26 protein-coding genes are annotated in these 22979 nt (G+C 50.3%); 15 read left to right on the top strand and 11 right to left on the bottom strand.

From position 1 onward, the window contains the following. Position 1: 1 nt before the first annotated feature. The 5 genes from uppS to rpsB form a co-directional block, all read right to left on the bottom strand. Entirely contained in the window at positions 2 to 772 is a 771-nt protein-coding gene (gene uppS, locus BLW37_RS15775; RefSeq protein ID WP_091344648.1) for a polyprenyl diphosphate synthase, read from the bottom strand. Between the two features lie 69 nt (positions 773 to 841). Beyond that, positions 842 to 1363, bottom strand: coding sequence for a ribosome recycling factor (gene frr, locus BLW37_RS15780; protein ID WP_300976131.1), 522 nt, complete (start codon positions 1361 to 1363; stop codon positions 842 to 844). A gap of 88 nt (positions 1364 to 1451) precedes the next feature. Further along, entirely contained in the window at positions 1452 to 2186 is a 735-nt protein-coding gene (gene pyrH / locus BLW37_RS15785; protein WP_091344651.1) for a UMP kinase, read from the bottom strand. Positions 2187 to 2308: 122 nt separating this feature from the next. Beyond that, positions 2309 to 3181 (bottom strand): translation elongation factor Ts, encoded by an 873-nt coding sequence (gene tsf / locus BLW37_RS15790; RefSeq protein WP_091344653.1) that lies wholly within the window; start codon positions 3179 to 3181, stop codon positions 2309 to 2311. A 92-nt stretch (positions 3182 to 3273) separates the two neighbouring features. Next, positions 3274 to 4002 carry a 30S ribosomal protein S2 gene (rpsB, locus tag BLW37_RS15795; protein WP_091344655.1) on the bottom strand — a complete coding sequence of 243 codons (729 nt, stop codon included), beginning with the start codon at positions 4000 to 4002 and terminating at the stop codon, positions 3274 to 3276. Positions 4003 to 4294: 292 nt separating this feature from the next. Between rpsB and map the strand changes: the two genes are divergently transcribed. From map to dapD, 3 genes are read left to right on the top strand one after another with little or no spacing between them, the layout of a single operon-like run. After that, entirely contained in the window at positions 4295 to 5083 is a 789-nt protein-coding gene (gene map / locus BLW37_RS15800) for a type I methionyl aminopeptidase (protein WP_091344656.1), read from the top strand. 20 nt (positions 5084 to 5103) lie between these two features. Further along, positions 5104 to 7725 carry a [protein-PII] uridylyltransferase gene (glnD, locus tag BLW37_RS15805; protein ID WP_091344658.1) on the top strand — a complete coding sequence of 874 codons (2622 nt, stop codon included), beginning with the start codon at positions 5104 to 5106 and terminating at the stop codon, positions 7723 to 7725. Between the two features lie 9 nt (positions 7726 to 7734). Then, positions 7735 to 8559, top strand: coding sequence for a 2,3,4,5-tetrahydropyridine-2,6-dicarboxylate N-succinyltransferase (dapD, locus tag BLW37_RS15810; protein ID WP_091344660.1), 825 nt, complete (start codon positions 7735 to 7737; stop codon positions 8557 to 8559). An 84-nt stretch (positions 8560 to 8643) separates the two neighbouring features. Here the strand turns inward: dapD and BLW37_RS15815 are convergent, their stop codons facing one another. The 3 genes from BLW37_RS15815 to BLW37_RS15825 are packed head-to-tail and all read right to left on the bottom strand — an operon-like array spanning position 8644 to position 10188. Further along, the gene (locus BLW37_RS15815) at positions 8644 to 9093 is read right to left on the bottom strand and encodes a flavodoxin (protein WP_091344662.1); all 450 of its coding nucleotides are present in this window, start codon (positions 9091 to 9093) and stop codon (positions 8644 to 8646) included. Then, positions 9090 to 9893: a tRNA pseudouridine(65) synthase TruC gene (gene truC, locus BLW37_RS15820; protein ID WP_091344663.1), complete on the bottom strand. Its 804-nt coding sequence runs from the start codon at positions 9891 to 9893 to the stop codon at positions 9090 to 9092. Before truC ends, BLW37_RS15815 begins: the two co-directional genes overlap by 4 nt. Further along, on the bottom strand, positions 9871 to 10188 hold the full coding sequence (locus BLW37_RS15825) for a YqcC family protein (protein WP_091344665.1): 318 nt from the start codon (positions 10186 to 10188) through the stop codon (positions 9871 to 9873). The genes truC and BLW37_RS15825 overlap by 23 nt, the downstream gene beginning before the upstream one ends. A gap of 133 nt (positions 10189 to 10321) precedes the next feature. Here BLW37_RS15825 and BLW37_RS15830 point away from each other — a divergent pair, with 133 nt between their 5' ends. Continuing rightward, positions 10322 to 10639, top strand: a complete 318-nt coding sequence (locus BLW37_RS15830) for a DUF3301 domain-containing protein (protein WP_091344667.1) — start codon at positions 10322 to 10324, stop codon at positions 10637 to 10639. 10 nt (positions 10640 to 10649) lie between these two features. On the opposite strand, the gene BLW37_RS15835 is transcribed toward BLW37_RS15830, so the two are convergent. Further along, entirely contained in the window at positions 10650 to 11285 is a 636-nt protein-coding gene (locus BLW37_RS15835; protein ID WP_091344668.1) for a GNAT family N-acetyltransferase, read from the bottom strand. Between the two features lie 170 nt (positions 11286 to 11455). Between BLW37_RS15835 and BLW37_RS15840 the strand changes: the two genes are divergently transcribed. After that, on the top strand, positions 11456 to 11686 hold the full coding sequence (locus BLW37_RS15840) for a DUF2789 domain-containing protein (protein WP_091344670.1): 231 nt from the start codon (positions 11456 to 11458) through the stop codon (positions 11684 to 11686). Positions 11687 to 11723: 37 nt separating this feature from the next. Here BLW37_RS15840 and BLW37_RS15845 read toward each other — a convergent pair whose 3' ends face one another. Beyond that, positions 11724 to 12089, bottom strand: coding sequence for a DUF3192 domain-containing protein (locus BLW37_RS15845; RefSeq protein WP_091344672.1), 366 nt, complete (start codon positions 12087 to 12089; stop codon positions 11724 to 11726). A 148-nt stretch (positions 12090 to 12237) separates the two neighbouring features. Between BLW37_RS15845 and BLW37_RS15850 the strand changes: the two genes are divergently transcribed. Together BLW37_RS15850 and BLW37_RS15855 are read left to right on the top strand one after the other, a co-directional pair. Next, positions 12238 to 12573 carry a hypothetical protein gene (locus BLW37_RS15850; RefSeq protein ID WP_139243735.1) on the top strand — a complete coding sequence of 112 codons (336 nt, stop codon included), beginning with the start codon at positions 12238 to 12240 and terminating at the stop codon, positions 12571 to 12573. Further along, positions 12560 to 13333 carry a DUF2310 family Zn-ribbon-containing protein gene (locus tag BLW37_RS15855; RefSeq protein WP_091344677.1) on the top strand — a complete coding sequence of 258 codons (774 nt, stop codon included), beginning with the start codon at positions 12560 to 12562 and terminating at the stop codon, positions 13331 to 13333. Before BLW37_RS15850 ends, BLW37_RS15855 begins: the two co-directional genes overlap by 14 nt. A 53-nt stretch (positions 13334 to 13386) precedes the next feature. Here the strand turns inward: BLW37_RS15855 and syd are convergent, their stop codons facing one another. Further along, on the bottom strand, positions 13387 to 13938 hold the full coding sequence (gene syd / locus BLW37_RS15860; protein ID WP_091344679.1) for a SecY-interacting protein: 552 nt from the start codon (positions 13936 to 13938) through the stop codon (positions 13387 to 13389). A gap of 80 nt (positions 13939 to 14018) precedes the next feature. Between syd and queF the strand changes: the two genes are divergently transcribed. The 8 genes from queF to BLW37_RS15900 form a co-directional block, all read left to right on the top strand. Beyond that, a complete protein-coding gene (queF, locus tag BLW37_RS15865; RefSeq protein WP_091344680.1) occupies positions 14019 to 14858 on the top strand; it encodes an NADPH-dependent 7-cyano-7-deazaguanine reductase QueF in 840 nt (279 codons plus the stop codon). Positions 14859 to 15342: 484 nt separating this feature from the next. Next, complete coding sequence (locus tag BLW37_RS15870; protein WP_091344682.1) at positions 15343 to 16902, top strand: GGDEF domain-containing protein; 1560 nt, start codon at positions 15343 to 15345, stop codon at positions 16900 to 16902. Positions 16903 to 16924: 22 nt separating this feature from the next. Continuing rightward, a complete protein-coding gene (ppnN, locus tag BLW37_RS15875) occupies positions 16925 to 18283 on the top strand; it encodes a nucleotide 5'-monophosphate nucleosidase PpnN (protein ID WP_091344707.1) in 1359 nt (452 codons plus the stop codon). Positions 18284 to 18287: 4 nt separating this feature from the next. Further along, positions 18288 to 19106, top strand: coding sequence for a flap endonuclease Xni (gene xni, locus BLW37_RS15880; RefSeq protein ID WP_091344685.1), 819 nt, complete (start codon positions 18288 to 18290; stop codon positions 19104 to 19106). Further along, positions 19099 to 19491 (top strand): DUF3192 domain-containing protein, encoded by a 393-nt coding sequence (locus tag BLW37_RS15885; protein ID WP_091344687.1) that lies wholly within the window; start codon positions 19099 to 19101, stop codon positions 19489 to 19491. Before xni ends, BLW37_RS15885 begins: the two co-directional genes overlap by 8 nt. Then, positions 19463 to 21091, top strand: a complete 1629-nt coding sequence (locus tag BLW37_RS15890; protein WP_091344689.1) for a hypothetical protein — start codon at positions 19463 to 19465, stop codon at positions 21089 to 21091. The genes BLW37_RS15885 and BLW37_RS15890 overlap by 29 nt, the downstream gene beginning before the upstream one ends. A 164-nt stretch (positions 21092 to 21255) precedes the next feature. Then, a complete protein-coding gene (locus BLW37_RS15895; protein ID WP_091344690.1) occupies positions 21256 to 22263 on the top strand; it encodes an isocitrate dehydrogenase in 1008 nt (335 codons plus the stop codon). A 333-nt stretch (positions 22264 to 22596) separates the two neighbouring features. Next, the coding region (locus tag BLW37_RS15900) for an alpha/beta hydrolase-fold protein (protein ID WP_245785637.1) at positions 22597 to 22979 on the top strand (383 nt) is incomplete at its 3' end.

The raw sequence follows: 22979 nt of genomic DNA on the forward strand, positions 1-22979 counted from the left end.
ATTATGTTCCTTTCGATTGGCGGCTAGCCAAAGCACAAACCTGTTCCGAGGTACAACCAAAACGGCGTTCACGGCTAATAAAAGCAGCGACAGCTTCCGCAAAAACCTGCTGATCAAAGTCTGGCCATAAAGTATCAGTGAACCAAAGCTCAGCATAGGCGGCTTGCCACAATAAAAAATTACTGATGCGAACATCCCCACCGGTACGGATCAGCAAGTCCAATTCAGGTAAATCCGCCAACTGAATATATTGAGCCATCCGCTGTTCGTCAATCGCATCGACAGCTAGACGGCCAGCACTGACTTCTTGTGCCAATTGGCGGGCGGCGTGAGCAATATCCCAACGGCCACCATAATTGGCTGCTATGGTCAGCGTAAGTGCGCGGTTATCCGCAGTTAAGGCTTCTGCCGCCTTAATTTGTTTTCGCAGCGCTTCATCAAAAGCACTAAGATCGCCACAAACACGTAAACGCACCTGATTTTTATGCAGGTTATTGACTTCACTTTTTAGCATTAGCATAAACAACTGCATCAGGCTGCTGACTTCATCAGCCGGTCGTTGCCAGTTCTCACTGCTAAAAGCAAACAAAGTTAAGGCTGAAATACCCAGCTCACGACAAAACCGTACACTACGTCGAACCGCGTCCGCTCCTTTCTTATGCCCCCAGACCCGGGGTTTGCCTTGTTGCTTGGCCCAGCGTCCATTACCATCCATAATAATGGCGACATGCTGAGGTAACTCATTTTGGTTCAGATGTGACGATGTGGACATGCGACCCCTGCATCAATAAAAAACGCCGTGAAATAACCAGACACGGCGTTCCATCAGTCTAAGACCTGCTTAAACTTCCATTAGTTCTTTTTCTTTGTCGGCCAGTACTTCATCCACCCGCTTGACATAAAGATCAGTTAGTTTCTGAATTTCATCGGTTGCCCGGCGTTCATCATCTTCGGTAATGTCCTTGTCTTTTAACAAGGCTTTCAAATCATTGTTGGCATCGCGGCGGATATTACGAATGGCCACCCGGCCTTGCTCTGCTTCTGCTTTCACCACTTTGACCAGGTCACGGCGACGCTCTTCGGTCAATGGCGGTAAAGGAATACGGATGTTGGTGCCAGCGCTCATTGGGTTTAAGCCCAGATCGGAGTTGATGATGGCTTTTTCCACCGCGGCCGTAATGCTCTTATCAAACACCGTCAGCGTTAAAGTACGCGCATCTTCCACCGTGACATTCGCCATCTGGCGCAATGGAGTGTCGGCGCCATAATAAGGCACCATGATGTTATCGAGCAGGCTGGGATGTGCCCGGCCAGTACGAACTTTGGACAGTTGAGACTTCAGTGCATCAACACTTTTTTCCATCCGGCTTTTGCTGTCTTTGATAATATCGTTAATCACTTAAGTTATCCTTGTAAGCAGTCAGCTGTTTATGCAGTAAATTCGATCTAGTTTACTGCAAATTCTCAGCGTGGTCGATCAGAGTTCCTTCAACCTCGCCCATCACCACCCGTTTTAATGCTCCGGCCGTGTTCATATTAAACACCCGGATTGGCATGCTGTGGTCCCGCGCCAGTGTAAAGGCCGCCAGATCCATCACTTTCAATTCTTTTTCCAGCACTTCGCTGTAGCTTAACGTGCTGTACATAGTCGCAGCCGGGTCTTTCACCGGATCGGCGGAGTAAACGCCATCCACTTTGGTGGCTTTTAACACTGCATCGGCTTCAATTTCGATAGCGCGCAGACAGGCGGCAGAGTCGGTGGTAAAAAACGGATTGCCGGTACCGGCAGAGAAAATCACCACCCGGCCAGACTTCAATAAGCTGATGGCTTCTGCCCAGCTGTAGTTATCGCACACACCATTTAACGGCACTGCACTCATCATGCGGGCATTGACATAGGCACGGTGCAGTGCATCCCGCATGGCCAGGCCATTCATGACGGTTGCCAGCATGCCCATATGATCCCCGACCACCCGGTTCATACCCGCTTTTGCCAGGCCTTCCCCACGGAAAATATTGCCCCCGCCAATCACGATGCCGACCTGCACACCCAGTTCGACAATCTCTTTGATTTCCTGCGCCATCCGATCCAGCACTTTGGGGTCGATGCCAAAGCCTTCATCGCCCATCAGGGCTTCACCGCTTAGTTTCAGTAATATGCGTCGGTATGCTGGTTTCGGGTTCATGCGTGCTCCATCTGATTATCCGCTGTACAGGGTGATTTTCTGTTGGCAGCCTGCCAAAAAAAAACCGCGACCTGAGGTCGCGGCTATTCTAGCTTTTTTTGCCCTGAGGCTAAAGCGTAAATTTACTTCTTGGCTGCGGCAATTTGCGCGGCAACTTCAGCGGCAAAGTCTTCTTCTTTCTTCTCGATGCCTTCACCGACTTCCAGACGAATAAAAGAAACTGCATCAGCGCTGTTTTGCTTTAAGAAATCACCAACCGACATGGATGGATCTTTCACAAACGGCTGACCAGTCAGGCTGACTTCACCGGTAAACTTGGCCATACGACCAGCAACCATTTTCTCAGCGATTTCTTGTGGCTTGCCACTGTTTACTGCGATTTCGATCTGGATAGCGCGCTCACGCTCTACCACATCGGCTGGCACGTCTTCTGGCTTGACGAAACCAGGGTTGTTCGCAGCAATGTGCATGGCGACGTCTTTGGCGATCTCTTCGTTACCACCTGCCAATACAGCCAATACACCGATACGACCAGAGTGCACGTACTGACCAATGGTATCGCCCTCAACCACAGCGATACGGCGTACATTGATATTTTCGCCGATTTTGGCAACCAGAGCGGCACGGGTTTCATCCACGGTGCTACCATTCAGGTCAGTTGCCAGCAAAGCGTCCAGAGCAAAAATCTTGTTGCTGTGAACCAGGTCTGCCACGCTGTTAGCGAACGCCAGGAAGCTGCCGTCACGTGCTACGAAATCGGTTTCACAGTTGAATTCAACCGCAACACCGAAGCCATTGCCAACGCGGGTCAGAATGGTGCCTTCAGCGGCAACACGACCAGCTTTCTTGGCCGCTTTGGCCAGACCGCTTTTGCGCATTTCATCAATCGCTGCTTCGATATCACCTTTGGTTTCTTCCAAAGCTTTTTTACAATCCATCATGCCTGCGCCGGTACGCTCGCGCAGTTCTTTTACTAAGGCAGCAGTTACAGCCATCAGAGTATCCTCGTTATCAATCGGTTTGAACAAACAGAGGCCGAAGCCTCTGTTGATGTCTTTGTCAGTTCAGCTCCCTGGGAGCCAACAGCTTATTCAGCTTCGACGAAACCTTCAGCTTCCGCCTGAACTTCGATGGTGTTGCTACGGCCTTCGCTCACTGCCTGGCTTACGGCAGACAGATACAGCTGAATGGCACGGATGGCGTCATCGTTACCAGGAATGATGTAGTCGATGCCTTTTGGATCAGAGTTGGTATCTACTACAGCCACAACCGGGATACCCAGGTTGTTCGCTTCTTTCACGGCAATGTGCTCATGGTCAGCGTCGATCACGAACAGAACGTCTGGCAAGCCGCCCATATCTTTGATACCACCCAAGCTCTTTTCCAGCTTGTCCATTTCGCGGGTACGATCCAGCGCTTCTTTCTTGGTCAGCTTGTCGAAAGTACCGTCCTGGCTTTGTGCTTCCAGGTCTTTCAGGCGCTTGATGGACTGACGAACGGTTTTCCAGTTGGTCAGCATACCGCCCAACCAGCGGTGGTCAACGTAGTACTGGTCACAGCTTTTTGCTGCTTCTTTAATGGCTTCAGAAGCTGCACGCTTGGTGCCAACAAACAGGATTTTGCCTTTCTTGGCAGAAACTTGTTGGATGAAGCTCAGTGCGTCATTCATCAAAGGAACGGTTTTTTCCAGGTTGATGATGTGTACTTTGTTACGCGCGCCGAAGATGAACGGCTTCATTTTCGGGTTCCAGTAACGGGTTTGGTGACCGAAGTGGACACCCGCCTGGAGCATGTCACGCATTGAAACTTTTGCCATGATAAAAATACCTTAAATAATTAGGGGTTAGGCCTCCATACATCCCATGTTCCGACCCGCTTACCAACCCGCTTTATTGTGCAGGATAGTGCAGGCACCCCGGCCCATGTGCCGATGTATGTGTGTTATTTGTCATTTCGCAGCATAAGCAATAACGAAATACTTTGAAGAAAAGCACAAAGCTATTTGCTAAATTGCGGCGCGCTTTATACCATAGCCACCTGTAAAACACAATATTATACCCGCTTTGTGGCATTTTTATGCCACCGTTTATGACACAGAGAGAGACCGGATGCCCCCAATCATCAAAACACCGGAAGAAATCGAAAAAATGCGCCTGGCTGGCCGTCTGGCGGCCGAGGTGCTGGAAATGATTGAGCCTTATGTGGTCGCTGGCGTGACTACGGACGAACTGAACAGCCGCTGCCACGATTACATCGTCAATGTGCAGCACGCCATTCCTGCCCCACTCAATTACCACGGTTTCCCAAAGTCGATTTGTACCTCGGTCAACCATGTCATCTGCCACGGCATTCCAAATGACAAACCGCTAAAAGACGGTGATATCATTAATATCGACATCACCGTGATTAAAGACGGCTATCACGGCGATACCTCCAGGATGTTTGTGGTGGGTGAAGCCAGCATTCTGGCCGCGCGGCTGATCAAAGTAACGCAGGAAGCCATGTACCTGGGCATCCGGAAGGTGAAAGATGGTGTCCGCCTGGGCGATATTGGCCAGGTGATTCAGCAGCATGCCGAAAAACACGGTTATTCGGTGGTTCGTGAGTATTGCGGCCATGGTATTGGCGCCGAGTTTCACGAGGAGCCGCAAGTACTGCACTATGGCCGAGCCGGTACCGGTGAGGTATTAAAAGCGGGTATGTGCCTGACCATAGAGCCGATGATCAATGCCGGTGCCCGTCACAGCAAACTGCTGAAAGACGACTGGACAGTGGTCACCAAGGATCGCAGCCTGTCGGCCCAATATGAGCATACCATCCTGGTAACAGAAACTGGCTGTGAAATTTTGACCCTGCGCAGTGACGATACCATCGACAGGATGGTTAGCGCCGAATAACCCAACAGGAGCTAAAGCGCATGAAAGAAGCTGTTGCTTTTCAAAAAAGCTGGCCCAGCCAGTTCAGCCTGGATGGCTACAAAAAGCATATGGCCGAATTTCTGCGTTGGTCCGAGCTGGCTTTCGAGCAACAGTCGGTGCAAAGCCTGGTGAAAGCCAGAGCCCGCTTTATCGATCAATTGCTGGCGGCCTTGTGGCAGCACCAGGATCTGCATCAAGATAACACCCTGTGTCTGATTGCCGTGGGCGGTTACGGCCGGGGTGAACTGCATCCGTTTTCAGATATCGATCTGCTGATTTTAAGTGAGCAGCAACTCACCGCACAACAACAGGATCAACTGTCTGCTTTTATTACCCAGCTGTGGGACCTGAAGCTGGAGGTTGGCCACAGTGTCCGCACTCTGGACGAAACTCTGCAACTTGGCAAAGACGACATCACCATCGCCACTAACCTGATGGAAATGCGCCGCTTGCTCGGCAATAAAGCGCTGTATGAACGCCTACACCAGGCCATCAATGCCACGGACTTTTGGACCAGCCAACAGTTTTTTGAAGCCAAGCGCCACGAGCAGCAACAACGCCATGCCCAGTACCATGGCACCGCCTACAATCTGGAACCCAATTTAAAAGCCAACCCAGGCGGTTTGCGTGATATTCAGACCGTGGGCTGGGTAGCCAAACGACATTTTCAGACCCGTACCATGCGCGAGCTGGTAGCCTATCAGTACCTGACCGAAGACGAATACCAGGAGCTGATGGAGTGTGAGGCTTATTTGTGGCAAATGCGTTTTGCTTTGCACCTGGAGGCCGGCCGCAACGAAAACCGGCTGCTGTTTGACTATCAACCGGCAGTAGCTGAACGGCTCGGCTTTGGTAACGATGGCAAAGCCACCGTTGAGCGCATGATGAAACGGTTTTTCCGCACCGTACAGCGGGTCAGTGAGCTGAATGAAATGCTGTTGCAGCATTTTGAGGGCAGTATCCTGAACAACCATCAAAGTGCTAAAGTTCAGCCGCTGGATGACAGCTTTGAGCTGCATGGTCACCTGATCAAAGCACTGGACAACAGTGTGTTTGCCCGGCGCGACAATCTGCTGAAGTTGTTCTGGCACATTGCCAACAACTCCAACATCACCGGTATTCACTCCGATACGCTGCGTTTGCTGCGTCAGGTTCGGCGCCGCTTGATGGGCGATCTGCAGGATTACGAAGCCTGTCGCCGGTTGTTTCTGGCTCTGATGCGTCACCCACGTGGCATGGATACCTCCATCACCCTGATGCACAAATACGGCATTCTGGCGGCTTACCTGCCGCAGTGGCGCAATATTGTTGGCCAGATGCAATTTGATCTCTTCCATGCCTACACCGTGGATGAGCACACCCACCGCTTGCTGAAGAACCTGTACCGCTATACTCTGCCGGAATACGACAACGAATTCCCGCTGTGCTCGGATATCGTACGGCGGATGGAAAAACCCGAGCTGCTGTTTCTGGCCGGTATTTTTCACGACATTGCCAAAGGACGTGGTGGCGATCACTCCGAGCTCGGTGCCATGGATGCCAAAGAGTTCTGCCGGCTGCACAAACTCAGTGACTTTGACAGTAAGCTGATCAGCTGGCTGGTCGAGCAGCACCTGCTGATGTCGGTCACCGCTCAGCGCAAAGACATTCACGATCCGCAGGTTGTCACCGAATTTGCTGAAAAAGTACGGGATGAAACCCGGCTCAATTACCTGTACTGCCTGACGCTGGCGGATATTCGTGCCACCAACGACAACCTTTGGAACGACTGGAAAGGCTCCTTACTGCGTGATTTGTATCTGTCGACACAGAAAGCCTTTCGCCGCGGCCTGGAAAAACCGATGGATATGCGCGATCAAATCCGCGAGAACCAGGCCGAAGCTCTGCGACTGCTGCAGCGCCAGGCCTTTACCAAAACCGAGATCCAGCATTTGTGGAGCCGGATCAAAGCCGATTACTTTATTCGCTACAACCCCAAGCAAATTGTCTGGCACTGCGAGCATATACTGCGCCACAAAGAGCCAAAGCAACCGCTGGTGCTGGTCAGTAAAGCTCCGATCCGAGGCAGCACCCAGGTGTTTGTTTATACGCCGGATCAACCCAATTTGTTCGCCCGACTGGTCTCGGCGCTTGATAGCAAGAAAGTTGCCATTTTCGATGCTCAGATCATGACCAACAAAGACGGCTATGTGATGGATACCTTTGTGGTGCTGGAGCAAAATGGCCAGCCTGTCACCTCGCCGTCACGGGTGCAGAGCATCAAACGCTCGCTGGAGCAGGCCATTGCCGGTAAAGTGGAGCCCCAACGTCATTCGAAACTGTCCCGCCAGATGCGCCAGTTCAATGTACCGCCAAAAGTCAGCTTTTTACCGGGCAACAGCAAAAACCGCACCATGGTAGAAATTGCCGCGCTGGATGCACCCGGCCTGCTAGCCCGCATTGGTGATGTGTTTCAGCAATGCGCCATTCAGATCCACGCTGCCAAAATCACCACCTTGGGTGAGCGGGCAGAAGATTTTTTCATGGTCTCAACGGCAGAAGATACCGCCCTTGATTTTGACCAACAAAGCCAGTTGAAACGGACTTTGATTGACCATTTAACTCACGTAACAGAAGGTTGATAACCCAAGATGGCAGATTTAAAAACCATTATTGAACAAGCATTTGAGCAGCGCGACTCCATCACGCCCAGCACCGTTTCGGCCGAATACAGAGCGGCGATTGAAGCAGCGCTGGAGCTTTTAGACAGCGGCAAAGCCCGGGTGGCCGAAAAGCTGGCTGGCGAATGGGTGGTGCATCAGTGGTTAAAAAAGGCCGTCTTACTGTCGTTTCGTATCAATGACAATGCAGTGCTGGATGGCGGTGAAACCAAATTCTACGACAAGGTACCGATGAAGTACGCCGGTTACGATGCGGCCCGCTTTGCCGCTGAAGGTGTGCGGGTAGTACCACCTGCCGCGGTGCGTAAAGGCAGCTACATTGCCAAGAACGCCGTGCTGATGCCATCCTACGTTAATATTGGCGCCTATGTTGGCGAAGGCACCATGGTCGATACCTGGGCTACGGTAGGCTCTTGCGCACAAATCGGTAAAAACGTGCATTTATCCGGTGGCGTTGGGATCGGGGGTGTACTGGAGCCGCTGCAGGCCAACCCAACCATCATTGAAGACAACTGTTTTATCGGTGCCCGCTCTGAAGTGGTAGAAGGGGTGATTGTTGAAGAAGGCGCCGTGCTGTCGATGGGCGTGTACATCAGCCAAAGCACCCGTATTTATGACCGTGAAACCGGTGAAGTCACTTATGGCCGGGTACCAGCCGGTGCTGTGGTCGTGCCAGGCAGCCTACCGAGCAAAGACGGCAGCCATAGCCTCTATGCCGCTATTATTGTTAAGAAAGTCGATGCCCAGACCCGCGCTAAGGTCGGTATCAATGCACTGCTGCGCAACGTAGAATAAAAACGCAGCGCAAACATGCCGTGCAAAGCACACAATAAAGGCCAGTGATTGCTGGCCTTTATGCTAACTGTTTTTCAGAACAAACTAGCCGCGTGCTGGAAAGTGCGCTTCCAGCCAGGGCAGTGCCTCCGTCTCCGGCTCCAGCGTTTCGCAGGCATCGATCCACAGCGGCTCGGCCAGCGGTTTGCCCTGCAGCTCCTGCAACAGCTCATAAAACTGCTTACCAGCCCCACAAAAATTGTCGTAGCTGCTATCGCCCAAGCCAATCACCGCCATGATTTTATCGGTCAAAAGCGGAAAGCGATCCCGGGCATCGATGAAAAATGGCAAGGCATTGTCCGGAATATCGCCCTGGCCTGTGGTGGAACTTATCACCAGCCAGACATCTGGATCTTCTGCCAACACCGCATCCAGCTTGGGTTCGGGGTGTAAACTACACAGGTAGCCACGCCCGCTAAGTAACTGCTCGGCCTGCTCAGCAAGATACTGAGCACCGCCATAGACAGTGCCCACAATAATGGCAATACGGTTCATGCTTGCTCCTTGTAAAGTGTCGCCAGCGCCTGGCGATAAAAGCTTTCATCTTCGGGCCAACCCAGTTGCTGCAGCAAAGGCTGCCATTCGTTCAGGCTGGCCTCAATGGTCAATCTTGTACCGCTAACAGGGTGAGTTAGGATCAGTTGTTTCGCCATCAACAGTAAGCGCGCGCAATCAAGATGCTCGCGAAACAAACGGTTATGCTTGCCATCACCATGGCTGGTATCGCCAATAATAGGATGGCGCAAATGCGCCAGATGGCGCCGCAACTGGTGTTTTCGCCCGGTTCGGGGCGATAGCGCCACCAGGCTATAACGCGCCGCCGGATAGCGACTGACGGGGATTGGCAGCTCCACCTTGGTCAGTGGCAGGTAATCGGTTACTGCAGCTTGCGCGTCCTTATCCGAATTGCTGAATTTATCGGCGATTTTATCCTGCTGCTCTTTTAAGGGGTAATCCAGCGTACCGCCTTGCTGCAAATAACCACGCACCACAGCCAGGTAGCCTTTGTGCCAATGCTGATTGGCATTTTGCTCGCTCAGCAGCCTGGCCACCTCACTGGATAAGGCAAACAGCAAGACGCCCGAGGTAGGCCGGTCCAGTCGATGCACCGGAAACACATGCTGGCCCAGTTGGTCACGCAGCGTCTGCATCACAAAGCGCGTTTCGTGCTTATCCAAAAAAGAGCGATGCACCAGCATACCGGCAGGCTTGTCTACCGCCACCAGCCATTCATCCTGATACAAAATGGTCAGCTCGGTAATATCGGGCGTCTCAATCAGTCTGGAAGCAGGCATCAAAGCGTCCAATCCAGTACAACAATAAACGGGTATCCTGGGGATACTTGGCCAGCGTTTCTTCAGCCATCGGCAAAATACCCACTTTCTCGGGCAGAGGATGCCCGCCATCCAACAAGGCCTGCATGCGTGGCAGCAACACAAATTGCAACCAGTGCTCAAAGGGCATGGTATCGCAACAAAAAGGCGCCGTGCTTGCCAGAGCCTCAGGGCTTGGGGGTACCGGACTCCATAACTCTAGCGCTTTTAGCTCAGCTTTAATTTCCTGCAGCGCAGCAACAATCCGCTGTGACATCACAACTCCTGAGGCAATTGATTCAGGCTGGATCTTAACATAACTTTTCTGCCACCGGCATCAGCGCTTGTCGGTTGTCAGTCGCTGCTTTTGTCAGTACCATAAGCCCAGTATTTGATTCTGGATCTTATCGATGGCCACCACCTGGCTGATAATTGGCTTACTATTGGTTTGTTATCTCTTCTGGCTGCAGCGCAAGCAAGACGAGCGTGCTATTGTGCTGGCCAGGCACCTGTGTAAAAAACATCAGTTGCAGTACCTGGATTGTGGCAGACTCCATCACAAGCTAGAGCGCCGTCAGGGCCAGCTGCGTTGGCTGACCCATTATGGCGTTGATTTTAGTAGTGATGGTGAGAGCCGCTACCAGGGTACTTTGAGTTTATCTGGCTTGCAGTATGCGGCTTTTGATTTACCAGCCTATCGCCTACCGGACAACTTCCCTACTCATTGAACGTTGAACATCAGGTCTGTGCTTGCTTTGGCCGGAACAGCAACTTACCCTGCACCGTGTTAAAACTAAGTTCTGTCACTGTTTGATAGGCATCACCACCAAAGAACGGCAGGTATTTTTCCAGCGTGACAAAAACCCCCACGCCCGAAGACTCACTATCCTGATCAACCAGTTGATCCACCGCTCGCAGCAAATGATGGCCGAGGCCGAGCTGCTGATGCCTGGGGGATACCGCAATAAAAGCCAGCATATGGTAATCCTTGGCTGGCATGGCCGCGTGAATACGCTCTTCTTTTTCCAGCAATTGCCGGGTAGAAACATAACCTGCCGTAAGCAGCATCTTCAGTCGCCAGTGCCAGTATCGATGACCACCCAGGCCGGAGTTGGCTTTCACCAGGCAAGCCACACCGATTAATTGCTCTGCCTGGAACAGCCCGATGATGGTTTGACTACTTTGCCAAAAGGCACTCAGTTCTTCGCGAATGGCCGCCCGTAGTTTTTTTTCATAGTCGGCTTTTTCAGCCTGGAAGATGGTCATAAAAAGCGGATCATCATGGTAAGACTGATACAAGATGGAAGCAGCAATATTTAGTTCCTGTCCTTCCAGTTCACGCATCAGCAAGTGATTCAATTGTTCAACCGACATAACATCCCTAATTCTTATTATGATTGTTTTTCCACCACCATAGCAGGGCAATTAGTAATTGCCAATCTACTTTAATATACCCAAGTGACCTCAAGAGGCGAGTTTCAGAGCTTGAGGTTAATTGGGTATACGCTACCCTTAAGGCAAGGTTGTTTCACAGGAGACGTTTTATGGATACATCAACTCATAGCCTGGCCACTTTGTTTGCCCAGCTCGGGCTGGATAACGATCAAGCAGCAATTGATGCTTTTATTGCCCAGCATCGCTTGGCCGAGCATGTCCCGCTGGAGAAAGCGCCATTCTGGAGCCCTGGTCAGGCCAGCTTTATTGCCGAGTCGTTAAAGGAAGATGCGGATTGGTCTGAAGTGATTGATGAGTTAAATGCATTGCTGCGCAAGTAGAGCCAGAGCTATGCTCTGGCTGTTGCATCTCGTGGCTTTATAGCTGAGCGTACGCTTTATCGCCCCAACCACTCAAGCGGCCGTTGCTAAAAATAAGCGGGGTGCATTCGTCTTTGGTGGTCATGCCATCGCTGCGTCTGTGGTGGGTGCGATAGAACAACACCTGCACAGAGGTATCCCCCTGCTGAAAAGCTTCAGTAAAATCTGGCGATCCCAGATCTTGCATCACTTGCACCAGTGAGGTCCCCGTTGTTAACTGGTTAATGTAACTGCGATTGGCTTTTTGGGTTTGGCGCCAGTCCGACTCATTAAAACGCGCTTCTTTCGAGCCATTCACCGCCACCACGCAGCCAGATAATGGCAGGATCAGCGCAGATACCAACAGCAGATGTTTCATAGTCATTATTTTCTCCTTTTATTTTTGAGCACAGGGGACAAAGCAAGGAAAAGGCCACTTTTTAATACCAAATAAATCAATAACTTAAAATTATACCATGCCAGTATGGGCAAAATTGATGTAAGATTTGGCCATTAACTAGCGGATTTCACCAATGAACAGCACAACAGCCCTGGAATTACTAAGTCAGGAAGCAGCATGCCTGATGCAGGAAGGTAAAACTCCCAGCCTGGCATTACTTCGCAGTCGGTTGGGTCGTAGAGTGCCACCAGCAGACTTATTGCCTGCTTTTCAGCAATGGAAGCAATTACCTGCCGAAGCCAAACAAGCAGCAGTTAACACCAAGATAGCAAAAGAGCCGGTCACTGAATCACAACCTCAAACAGACCCCATAGCACATCGTATTGAGCAACTGGAAGCCAAAATAGCTCAGCTGGAGCAGCGCCTGGCACTGCTGGAAAGTCAGGGAACGTCACATGTGGCTGGCTGAGCTGCAGTTTCGGTTGGTTAGCGATACCAGCTACAGCCAGGCAGAACAGCAGATCCGGCAGTATCTGGAAGCTCTGATTTTCCAGGGCCAGTTGATTGGGCGGGAGTTTCCTACCTATTTTGCCAGCGATCATTTCTGCAGCCGGGTAATTTTGCCCGCCGAAGATGCCCTTATAACGCAGCATCATAGTCCGCGAGGACAGCAGGCATTAGCAGCCTTGCCTGAGGCTGGACTGGCTTACCCAAAGTTAAAACTGCTGGGACAGGATTTGATGTCCAGCCATACCGATCCTTGCCAGCCCGCCGAAGGCTATATCCTGTTTACTAATTTTGCTGAGCAAGTCTCACCGCTACGTTGCAGTGCGCATTTTGCTCCTGTGCCTTTGTATCGGCTTGGCGCAGATAGTACAGCAGATTACGAAGATTTCATCCGTTGGCAGCTGCAATACCAAGCGCTGGATGAAATACAAATGCAGCAGCAGCGTGTGTTGCCCAAAAGCGCCGAAAATGCACTGCAGCAACTGCACAGCAAATTAAACCAGCAGGGCAGACAACTGGCCAGGCGGGTAGAGAAGCTGAGCGGCAAGTCCTGTTATTATTATTTATACAGTGGCAGTAGTCAGGACTGCAGTCAGGAGGCCAGCAAACAGTGCCCAGGCTGTGCTAGTGACTGGCGACTTGATGGCAGCTGGCATGGTTTGTTCCAGTTTCGTTGCGACCACTGCCGTCTGGTATCCAATATCGCCTGGGATTGCCAGTAGCTTGTTGGTTTCCATTGTGCAACCGCATCCATGCTGTTTCGCTTAGTTGCCAGTCAAAAACCGTCGCTACTGGCCGGTGTTAGCTGCTGCAAAAATTCACCGAGCGAGTCCGCCAGTTTATGCTTTACTTCCTTGCCAACCGATTCAGCGTACACCTCACCGGTGCTATTTAATACCGATACCATCACATTCTCATCATCAGTCACCGCAACAAAGACAGTTTCACGCTGAAGCAGCCGCCGTTTCATCAGGATATGACCAATGATGTTCTCTTTTAAACGATCGCAATCGGCTTCATGCCAAGGCATCAGGAGCAATAGCTTGCCTTCCGAATGCTCAGCTGCCAGGCCGCCTCCATAATAAAGACCGTAAAAAGCCTTGATATCAGCATGCAGTTCCAGCTCTAGTGCCTGTTCAACCGCAGTAAAATCCAACCTGGGTTGTTGCAGCACCGGCTGCCAAAGCACCAGATCATCGCCCTGCGCTTTGATCTCACAAGGCGATGGCAACACCTTGTCACGCTCTGTCAGCAAAGGCTGCTGCTGTTGCTGCGACCAGGCTAGCGTACGTTCAATAAAATCATGCCAACTGATGGCCAAATCCATGCAATTCGTCCTTATTTTCGGCTGATCCGACATCAGCCGGTATGTTACAATGTCCTCATTCTAACCTGACTGGAACTGCCATGACAAAGCTTGAGCCGGAACTGCAGCAACAATTAAGCCTGGGCAAAGTAACCGGCTATGCATCCGACTATGCCCCCGAGCTGTTGCAGGCGGTACCTCGCTCGGTTGGTCGCAATGAATTGCAGTTGACCGCAGAGCTGCCCTTTCTTGGTCAGGATATTTGGCATGCGTATGAGCTGTCTTGGTTGAACCATAAAGGCAAACCAGTGGTTGCTCTGGCTACCTTTGTGGTACCTTTTGATTCGCCGAATCTGATTGAATCCAAATCGTTCAAGCTTTATCTGAACAGTTTAAACCAAACCCGTTTTGCCGATTTAGGCCAGGTGTTTCGTTTGCTGCAGCAGGATTTATCCGCCTGTGCCGGCGCAAAAGTTGATATAACCTTGCACAATGTCAATGAACTACAACCCTTTCAACCCACCTGGATCCAGGGCAGCTGCCTGGATGATCTGGATATCGAAGTATCTGAATATCTGTATCAGCCAAAACAATTAAAACTAAAGGCCGACGCAACCCTTCGGGATGAAAAGGTGTTTTCACATTTGCTGAAATCGAATTGTTTGATCACCAATCAACCAGACTGGGCCAGTGTCTTTATTCACTATCGTGGCAAAGCCATCTGTCATGAGTCCTTACTACGCTATCTGATCGGTTTCCGTCAGCACAATGAGTTTCACGAGCAGTGCGTTGAACGGATCTTTACTGATATCTGGCGACAATGCCAACCAGAGTTTCTGGCTGTTTATGCCCGTTACACCCGCCGGGGAGGCCTGGACATCAACCCGTTGCGTAGCAGTGAACCCTATCCGGTCCCGGTGATCCGCCTGACCAGGCAATAATCAAGCGCCTGAAAAATTACGAACAAACTTTCAGAATAACAGTCCAAGCATAATCATTAAGAAACTGAATTTATTAAATTTACAGGGAAAACACCCGAGCGAAAAATGAAAGTCAAGCTGAAAACTTTCAGTTTCACTTTCAAAGCAAAGCTTTTTTGCTTATAATTCATTCAGCAGTTCAGATGGACTGAGCTGCATTCAGCCAATGGATGAACAGCATCATGCAGCACCTTACCTCGACAGAAGAACAATCCTGGTTACCTTACTATTTATGTAAGTAACCTGTTTGGCAATAACAGCCCGAGAGCTGGTCAGACACATACCCTACAAAATAAGCCGGCTCCCCTCACCGGCTTATTTTTTTGGTCACAGCTACCTTGCACAATTCGCATCTATGTCAAACAACAGTCGCAATTCTTGTGCTAGCATATATACTTATACCTGACCTCTCACAGTAGAAATTTTCTGATAATCATTCATGGTGATGCCGTTGCAAGATGATTTGAAGCAGCAACTCGAGCATGCGTTAAAAGCACGCAAACAACTGGAAGACACCTACGAAAGTCAGTTTAAAATTTTGGCCAAGTTTGTCTCCCGATTATCTCTCGCGTGCAAAGGGCTGGATATTGAGCTCGATAATAGGCTTGCCAAACTTCGTTTGGAGCTGGCGCGTGGCACCGACTTGGAAAAGCTCTTGCCGCTGGTTCAGACGTTAAGTGATGGTTTAAGGCATCTCGAGAGCAAAAATGAGCAGGATTTGCGCAAACTGCAAAATGGTTTAAAGGAAGCCGGCCAACTACTGCAGCAGCAAAAAGGCCTACCGGATCAGTTACGACGTGACTTACGCACCTTACTTACTAAAGTAAACGAAAGCTCCCCGACCATCCACGCTTATCTGCCGCATTTAACTGATTTGGCCCGTTTGTATCAAAATGCGCTGCAAGCGAAGCAATGCCTCGATGACTCCGACAACCCGGAGCAGGATCGTTATGGCCACATTTGCCGACAAATATCGGTTGAGTTGACCAACCTGCTGACAGAAATGAGCTTTGCCGAGCAGTTTTCCAACGACATCGAAAAGATCCGCCAATCACTGATGGACCATCTGGGCATTGAGGAGCTATTAAATGCCTGCCTGGGAACCATCACCATTATTGTTGCCAGCATCAACTCTGAGCGGCAATCGGCTCAGCATTTTTTGTTGCAGCTGCACGATACGCTGGAGCAGGTGCAAAAGTCTCTGGTGTCGTCACTCAGCCAGTCCAGCTCACTGCACAGTAAGCTCAACCAACTCAGTCGTCAGTTGGAGCTTAAAATTGATGCCTTTGGCAAAGACAGTAAAAATGCAACGTCGCTGGAGCAGCTTAAAGGTTTGGTCAATGAACGTTTAAGTGAAATCACCAGTTCATTGGCAGAAAAAGAGCTGCTCGAAAAACAAGAACGTGAACTGATGCTAAGCTCCTTAAAAACCATGGAACATCGGTTGATAGAGCTGGAATCAGAGGCGCAACAGTTCCAGAAAAAACTTGCCGAACAAAAATTCCGGAGCCTGCAGGATGCACTGACTGAGATCCCAAATCGAGCGGCATTTGATGAGCGTTTTGAGCTGGAATTAAAACGCTATCAGCGATACGGCACTCCTCTTTGTGTTGCCTTGGCCGACGTCGATTACTTCAAAGGTATCAACGACAACTATGGTCACAGTGCAGGCGATAAAACCTTAAAAGTTATTGCCCGGGCTTTAAAACAGAGCCTGCGTGAAACCGATTTTATTGCACGCTACGGTGGCGAGGAGTTCGTCATCCTGTTTCCAGAAACCAGTTTATCGGAGCTGGATAAACCACTGAATAATCTGCGGGAAAAAATTAAAAAAATCCCATTCAAATTCAAAAACAAAAAAGTACCTATCACCCTGTCGTTTGGTGCGACCCAATTAACCGAACACGATAATGTCCGGGCTGCCTTTGACCGGGCCGATGAGGCCTTGTATGAGGCTAAACATGCAGGCAGGGACAAGGTAGTACTTAAATCCGTGCACAAATAACAGCACGGCCATGGAGCCTTTTATGCATGTCCAATTAAATCCCGTTGGCTCAATGAGTTTGCTTTCCCAGCTCGAAGTAGACCGACTAAAACAAACCACCAACAAAGAAGCCTTTCAATTGTTTCGCAATTGCTGCCTGGCGGTGTTAAACGTAGGCAGTCATACCGACAGCTCAGCTGAAATCTATGAGCAATTCAAAGACTTCTCCGTCAATCTTATAAGCCGTGAACGCGGCATTAAAATTGAGCTGTTTAATCCACCAGAAGACGCCTTTGTCGATGGTCAGATCATACGGGGTATTCACGAGCATCTGTTCGCTGTATTACGCGATATATTGTTTTACCATACCCAGCTTAAAATCAATGCCAACCGGCTGGATCTGACCAGTAGCGCACACATCACCCACAGTGTGTTTGATATTTTACGCAATGCCCAGGTGCTGGGCTGCAATACAGAGCCGACTATGATTGTTTGCTGGGGCGGTCATTCAATTAAGGAAGCAGAGTATAAGTACACCAAGGATGTTGGCTACCAACTTGGTCTGCGCGGCCTGAATATTTGTACCGGTTGTGGCCCTGGTGCCATGAAAGGACCAATGAAAGGCGCGACCATTGGGCACAACAAACAGCGTATCAGTAAAGGCCGCTACCTTGGCTTGACCGAGCCCAGTATCATCGCCGCTGAGCCACCCAACCCTATCGTCAATGAACTGGTCATTTTACCGGATATTGAAAAACGCCTGGAAGCTTTTGTCCGGGTTGCCCATGGCATTATTATTTTCCCAGGCGGTGCCGGAACTGCTGAAGAGCTATTGTATTTGTTAGGTATTATGCTGCACGAAGACAACAAAGCACAAAAGCTACCGGTGATCCTAACTGGTCCGAAAAGCAGTGAAGGCTATTTTGAAGAAATAATTCACTTTATTGAGCAAACATTAGGTCAGCAGGCGGTGGATCTGGTGCAAGTAATTATTGATGATCCGGCCGCTGTAGCCAGAGCTTTGAAAGCAGGATGTCAGGAAGTGCGTGATTATCGGCGTCAGGTCGGCGATGCTTACCACTTCAACTGGACACTGAAGATTGAAAAAGACTTTCAGCAACCATTTGTCCCGAACCATGCCAATATGGCCGCACTGGACTTGCACCGCCAGCAAGATACCGCAACACTGGCCGCTAATTTGCGACGGGCCTTCTCTGGCATTGTGGCAGGCAATGTGAAAGATGAAGGTATCAAAGCAATTCAGCAACAAGGTCCATTTCAGTTAAGTGGTGAACCCGAGCTGATGCAGATGATGGATCGCTTGCTGCAAGCTTTTGTAGAGCAAGGGCGCATGAAGCTGCCAGGCAGTACCTACGAGCCTTGTTACAGGATCATACAATAGAACCATGACTCATCTGGTGTTGATTGATGCGATGAATCTGATTAGGCGGCTCTATGCAGCGCAAGAGCGGCCTTACCTGCCTTTGTCTGATCAACTGACAGAAAGTACCCGCCAGCAACTGATGAAAAACACCACACAGGCGGTGGAAAAAGCGCTGCGCACCATTATCGAACAGTGCCAGCCAAGCCATTTGCTGCTGGTGTTTGACAGTCAGCAAGCCACCTGGCGTCATCAGTTGTACCCGGATTACAAAGCCAACCGCAGTCCAATGCCAGCAATACTGCAACAAGCCCTGCCAGAACTGCAACAGCATATCCTGCAGCTTGGCATTGCCATTTATAAGCAAGAGGGCTATGAAGCCGATGATATCATTGCCTCCCTGGCACTGAAAATGCGGCAACATCAACAAGCCGTCACAGTGGTATCCACCGATAAAGGCTATTGCCCACTGCTGGATAGCGGGGTAAAACTGTATGATCACTTCCGCCGTGAGTATCTGGATGAAGCTTATGTTCAACAAAAGTTTGGTGTGCCTTCAAGGCGCTTAATCCGCTACTGGAGCCTGGTAGGCGATAGTACCAACCATATTCCCGGAGTTGCCGGTATAGGACCAAAAACCGCGCTCGAGTTATTGCAGCTGGGTGATACTTTTACTGAAATCCTGCAGCACCCGGATTGTCCAAAAGCTATGCGCGTAAAGCTCACGGATCACAAAACCGATATTCAGTGTTTTTTACAGTTATTTCAACCTCGTACTGATCTGGAGCTTGGTCTGAATTTGCAACAGTTACGCTACCCCAATCAGGAGCCGACCCATGCTTAGGATTTTTGCGCTGCTGTTCGCAGGCATCGCCCTGTATTTTATTATTGTCGCAGGGATCCTCCGGTTTTACCCGGATGATCCTGAGCAAATGAATTGGCAAATCCGGGAAGCTTTTAACGCCAAGTACATTCAAAGCCTGGAGCAAGAACCGAAGGTGCTGCAACAGCAAGTAATAGAACGGCTTGGTGGCCCGGATATTACCCGCGCCTATCGCAAAGATGGTGTCGTGTATCAGTTGCTGTATTACCGCACACATCGAGCTATCGCCGATGGCATCACCACTGAAGATGAGTGTACACCCTTGCTGTTCATAGACCGCCAACTGGTGGCCATAGGCAATGAGGCCATCGACTTGTATGAACAACAACGCCCAAGCGCTCACTGAGCCAGGTAATTGGCAGCCGCTGTATAAGGCCGTCACAGACTTTTACCGGGCATCGAGCGACCTTAGCAAAACCGATGCACTGCAACAGCAGGCAGATCAACTGGCCCAGACTTTTATCGACTGTGCAGCCGACACTGAGTTGGGCGTCTATGCCCAGTTGCAGTTTCATCCAGTGCAACCTCCCTTTTGTACGCTAGTGGCTATGAAACAATGCTGCCTGCTTTATTTGCTTGGCAGAACACACCAATGGTCTGACAAGCTTCACCAGCAACTGCTGAGTACCGCCTTGCTTAGTTTGGCGGCAGTGGCTGAGCCATTAAATAAGTTAGCCGATGACCAACGTAAAGCCAGTAAGCTGCTGCACTTCCCTGCCCACTACAGCTTAAGCCGTTTCAAAGCAGTCCTTGCGCCATGCAGCCGACATTGGCTGCAACATTGCTATGTTGGAAAAACCAAACCTGCCTGGCAACAAAATCCTTTTAGCACTGCGCTGCAGCTAACCAGTCAGATTGCCCGCCAACTGGTACTGATGCCATCGGATGATCTGCTGCACACTCTGCGGTTCATGTTTTGGCGTCAACAAGATGAGGCGAGCTGCCAGTTGCTGGAATCCCTGGCCTTTATTGGCCCAGCTCTCTGGAGCTGCGGCCTGATGCTTCAGCAAGAGCAGCAACAGTGGCTGTTGCTGGATAAGCAAGCGGAACTCTGGTTGGTGTTACCAGTAAAGCAGGGCCAGCTAACCGGACCAGTGCATGCCATCCAGCAGCCTGATGAGCCCTATCAGCAAAAAACCGGTTTTCAAGACTGGCACTGGTTGCAGCTCATTGGCAAGGCCGAGCACAGTGATTTAATCCAACAATCACTACCAGGAAAACTCTCTGCATCAGCACTGGATTTCAATAGCATTCAGCAGCTTTGTGCACTGGAGCCTGCACGGCTTACTCCCATCCTGGAGCAGGATGAAGCCGGTGTCGGCTTGCTGTTAGCCGCGGCCAGCAAAGCCAACCGTAGCCAACAAGCGATCCGTCAGGTCAAACATGCACTTTTATTGTTAGGCCATGCACAGCTTCCCTGGCTGTTGTCACAAATCCAATGCCAACGTTTTGCCGTGCAACAACATCAGCCCTATCATCACTGGTTGTTGCAACTTCGGCAACTGCTGCATCAGGTGTTAACAGAGCAACAATGGGACCTACCGACCGCTCAGCTGGAGCTAATCAGCTGGCTGCTATGCCTGCCGCTCTGGCAACAGACGGCTCTGCGTTATTTGGCTGGCTTTACCCCTGGCAGTTGCCAGCACCTGTACAAGCTTTGTCAGCAGCAGCTATGGCAATCCGATAGCTACTTAAAGCGGATACAATGGTTGTTTCATCATTACCAGCAACCAAAAGCACTGCAAAAAGCCTTGCTGCATTTTCGTGTACCGGCCAGTGCCCACTCCCAGTCCGATCAAGTCAGCTACTACAGCCAGCAATTGCATGCCGCCTGGCAATGCTGTGATCGGTTAATGCTGGACAATGCTCCGACTAGCCAACTGACAGAGCAGCTCCCAGACAGCCTGTTGCAACATTGCTACTACCCACTCACCCTATCAATGTAGTTTTATTACTTAATTTTAGCGCTATAAAGCTAAGACTAAGGTCGTATATCAAGTAACCTTCCTACAAACTGGTATCATATCCGGAAAAAATGCTATAATTTGCCGCGATTTTGGGCCTCTTCGCCCAGCCCCCAATTCCACGAAAGTAAATTATAAGGTTTCTCATGAGCACCCAAACCATTACGGTCATCAAAGGTGATGGCATCGGTCCAAGCATTGTTGAAGCAGCCATTCAGATCCTCGATAAAGCCGGCTGTGATTTTCAGTACGAATACGTTGATGCGGGTTTAACTGCGCTGGAAAAAACCGGCGAGCTGTTGCCAGAAGCCACACTGGATGCCATTGCCCGCAACAAAATCACCTTAAAAGGGCCATTGACCACCCCGGTTGGTGAAGGCTTTACTTCCATCAATGTGACCTTGCGTAAAAAATTCAATCTGTACTCCAATGTACGGCCGGTGATTTCGTTCAAAGGCACCAAAGCCCGCTACGAGAACATTGATATCATCACCATCCGGGAAAACACCCAGGGCATGTATTCTGGCCATGGCCAGGTGGTGTCGGAAGATGGCCTGGTTGCCGAAGCCACCAGCATCATCACCCGCGAAGGTGCCGAGCGTATTGTCCGTTTTGCCTTCGAGCTGGCTCGCCGTGAGAATCGCCAAAAAGTGACGGTAGTCCACAAAGCCAATATCCTGAAGTCTACCTCTGGTCTGTTTTTGAAAGTAGCCCGTGAAGTGGCGGCCGAGTACAGCGATATCCAGATGCAGGAAATGATCGTCGATAACGCCTGCATGCAGTTGGTGATGAACCCGCAGCAGTTTGATGTGATTGTTACCACCAACCTGTTTGGCGACATTCTGTCGGACTTGTGTGCTGGTTTAGTCGGCGGCCTGGGCATGGCACCTGGCGCCAACATTGGTGAAGATTGTGCGATTTTCGAAGCCGTGCACGGCAGCGCACCGGATATCGCCGGTAAAAACCTGGCCAACCCAAGCTCGGTGATCCTGGCTTCTATCCAGATGCTGGAGCATCTGGGTATGAAAGACAAAGCCGAGAAAATCAAAGCAGCCCTGACCGACGTCATCGCCAGTGGCGATCGCACCACCCGCGATCTTGGCGGCAGCCACGGCACCACCGATTTCACGGCAGCGATGCTGGAACGGCTGTAAGCTCCCCCGCTTACCCCACTAAAAAAACCGCTTCGGCGGTTTTTTTAGTGCCAACATCCAGCTGCCAGGCCTGTCCAAACACTCAGTTCAAAGTAAACCAACTGTGAACCAGTTAATCGCAAGCAAAAACCCTGCAATCACCAATCGCACTCAGACTCATCGTTAAAATTCTGTTGCTTATCAGCAAGCTTTTCGCTAGTTTAATTTCATCCAAAAAAGAAAGAAGGGAAAATCCCGCGCGGAAAGAAGGGATTTTACAAACTATCAAGCTGTTAGCGCTAAAATCGTTCTGCAATCTAGCTACGAGTGGCGTTATAAAATTAAGGGAAAACAATGAAAAAAATAATATATGGATTATTGCTGCTCATACTGGGAAGCCACTGGAATAGCTGGGCTGCTGCACGCTTGCCGGTATTACAAGAACCGGTGATTGACAGTGCTGTGCTTGGCGAAAAGCGTAACTTGGTGATTTATTTGCCATGGAGTTATCAGAATAGTCAGGAGCACTATCCGGTGTTATACCTGACCGATGGCGACATTCAGGGCCCACATACGGCCGGTACGATAGATTATTTAGCAAAATTCGAGCAAATGCCGCCAATGATTGTAGTCGGTATTGTTAACCCGCCTGAAACGCGTGCCAGAGACCTGACGTTAACCCCATCAGAGAAACAAAACCCTGATCAACTTGAAAATGCAGACAGATTTTTAGCTTT

The organism is Alkalimonas amylolytica, assembly GCF_900107845.1.
Taxonomy (GTDB): domain Bacteria; phylum Pseudomonadota; class Gammaproteobacteria; order Enterobacterales; family Alteromonadaceae; genus Alkalimonas; species Alkalimonas amylolytica.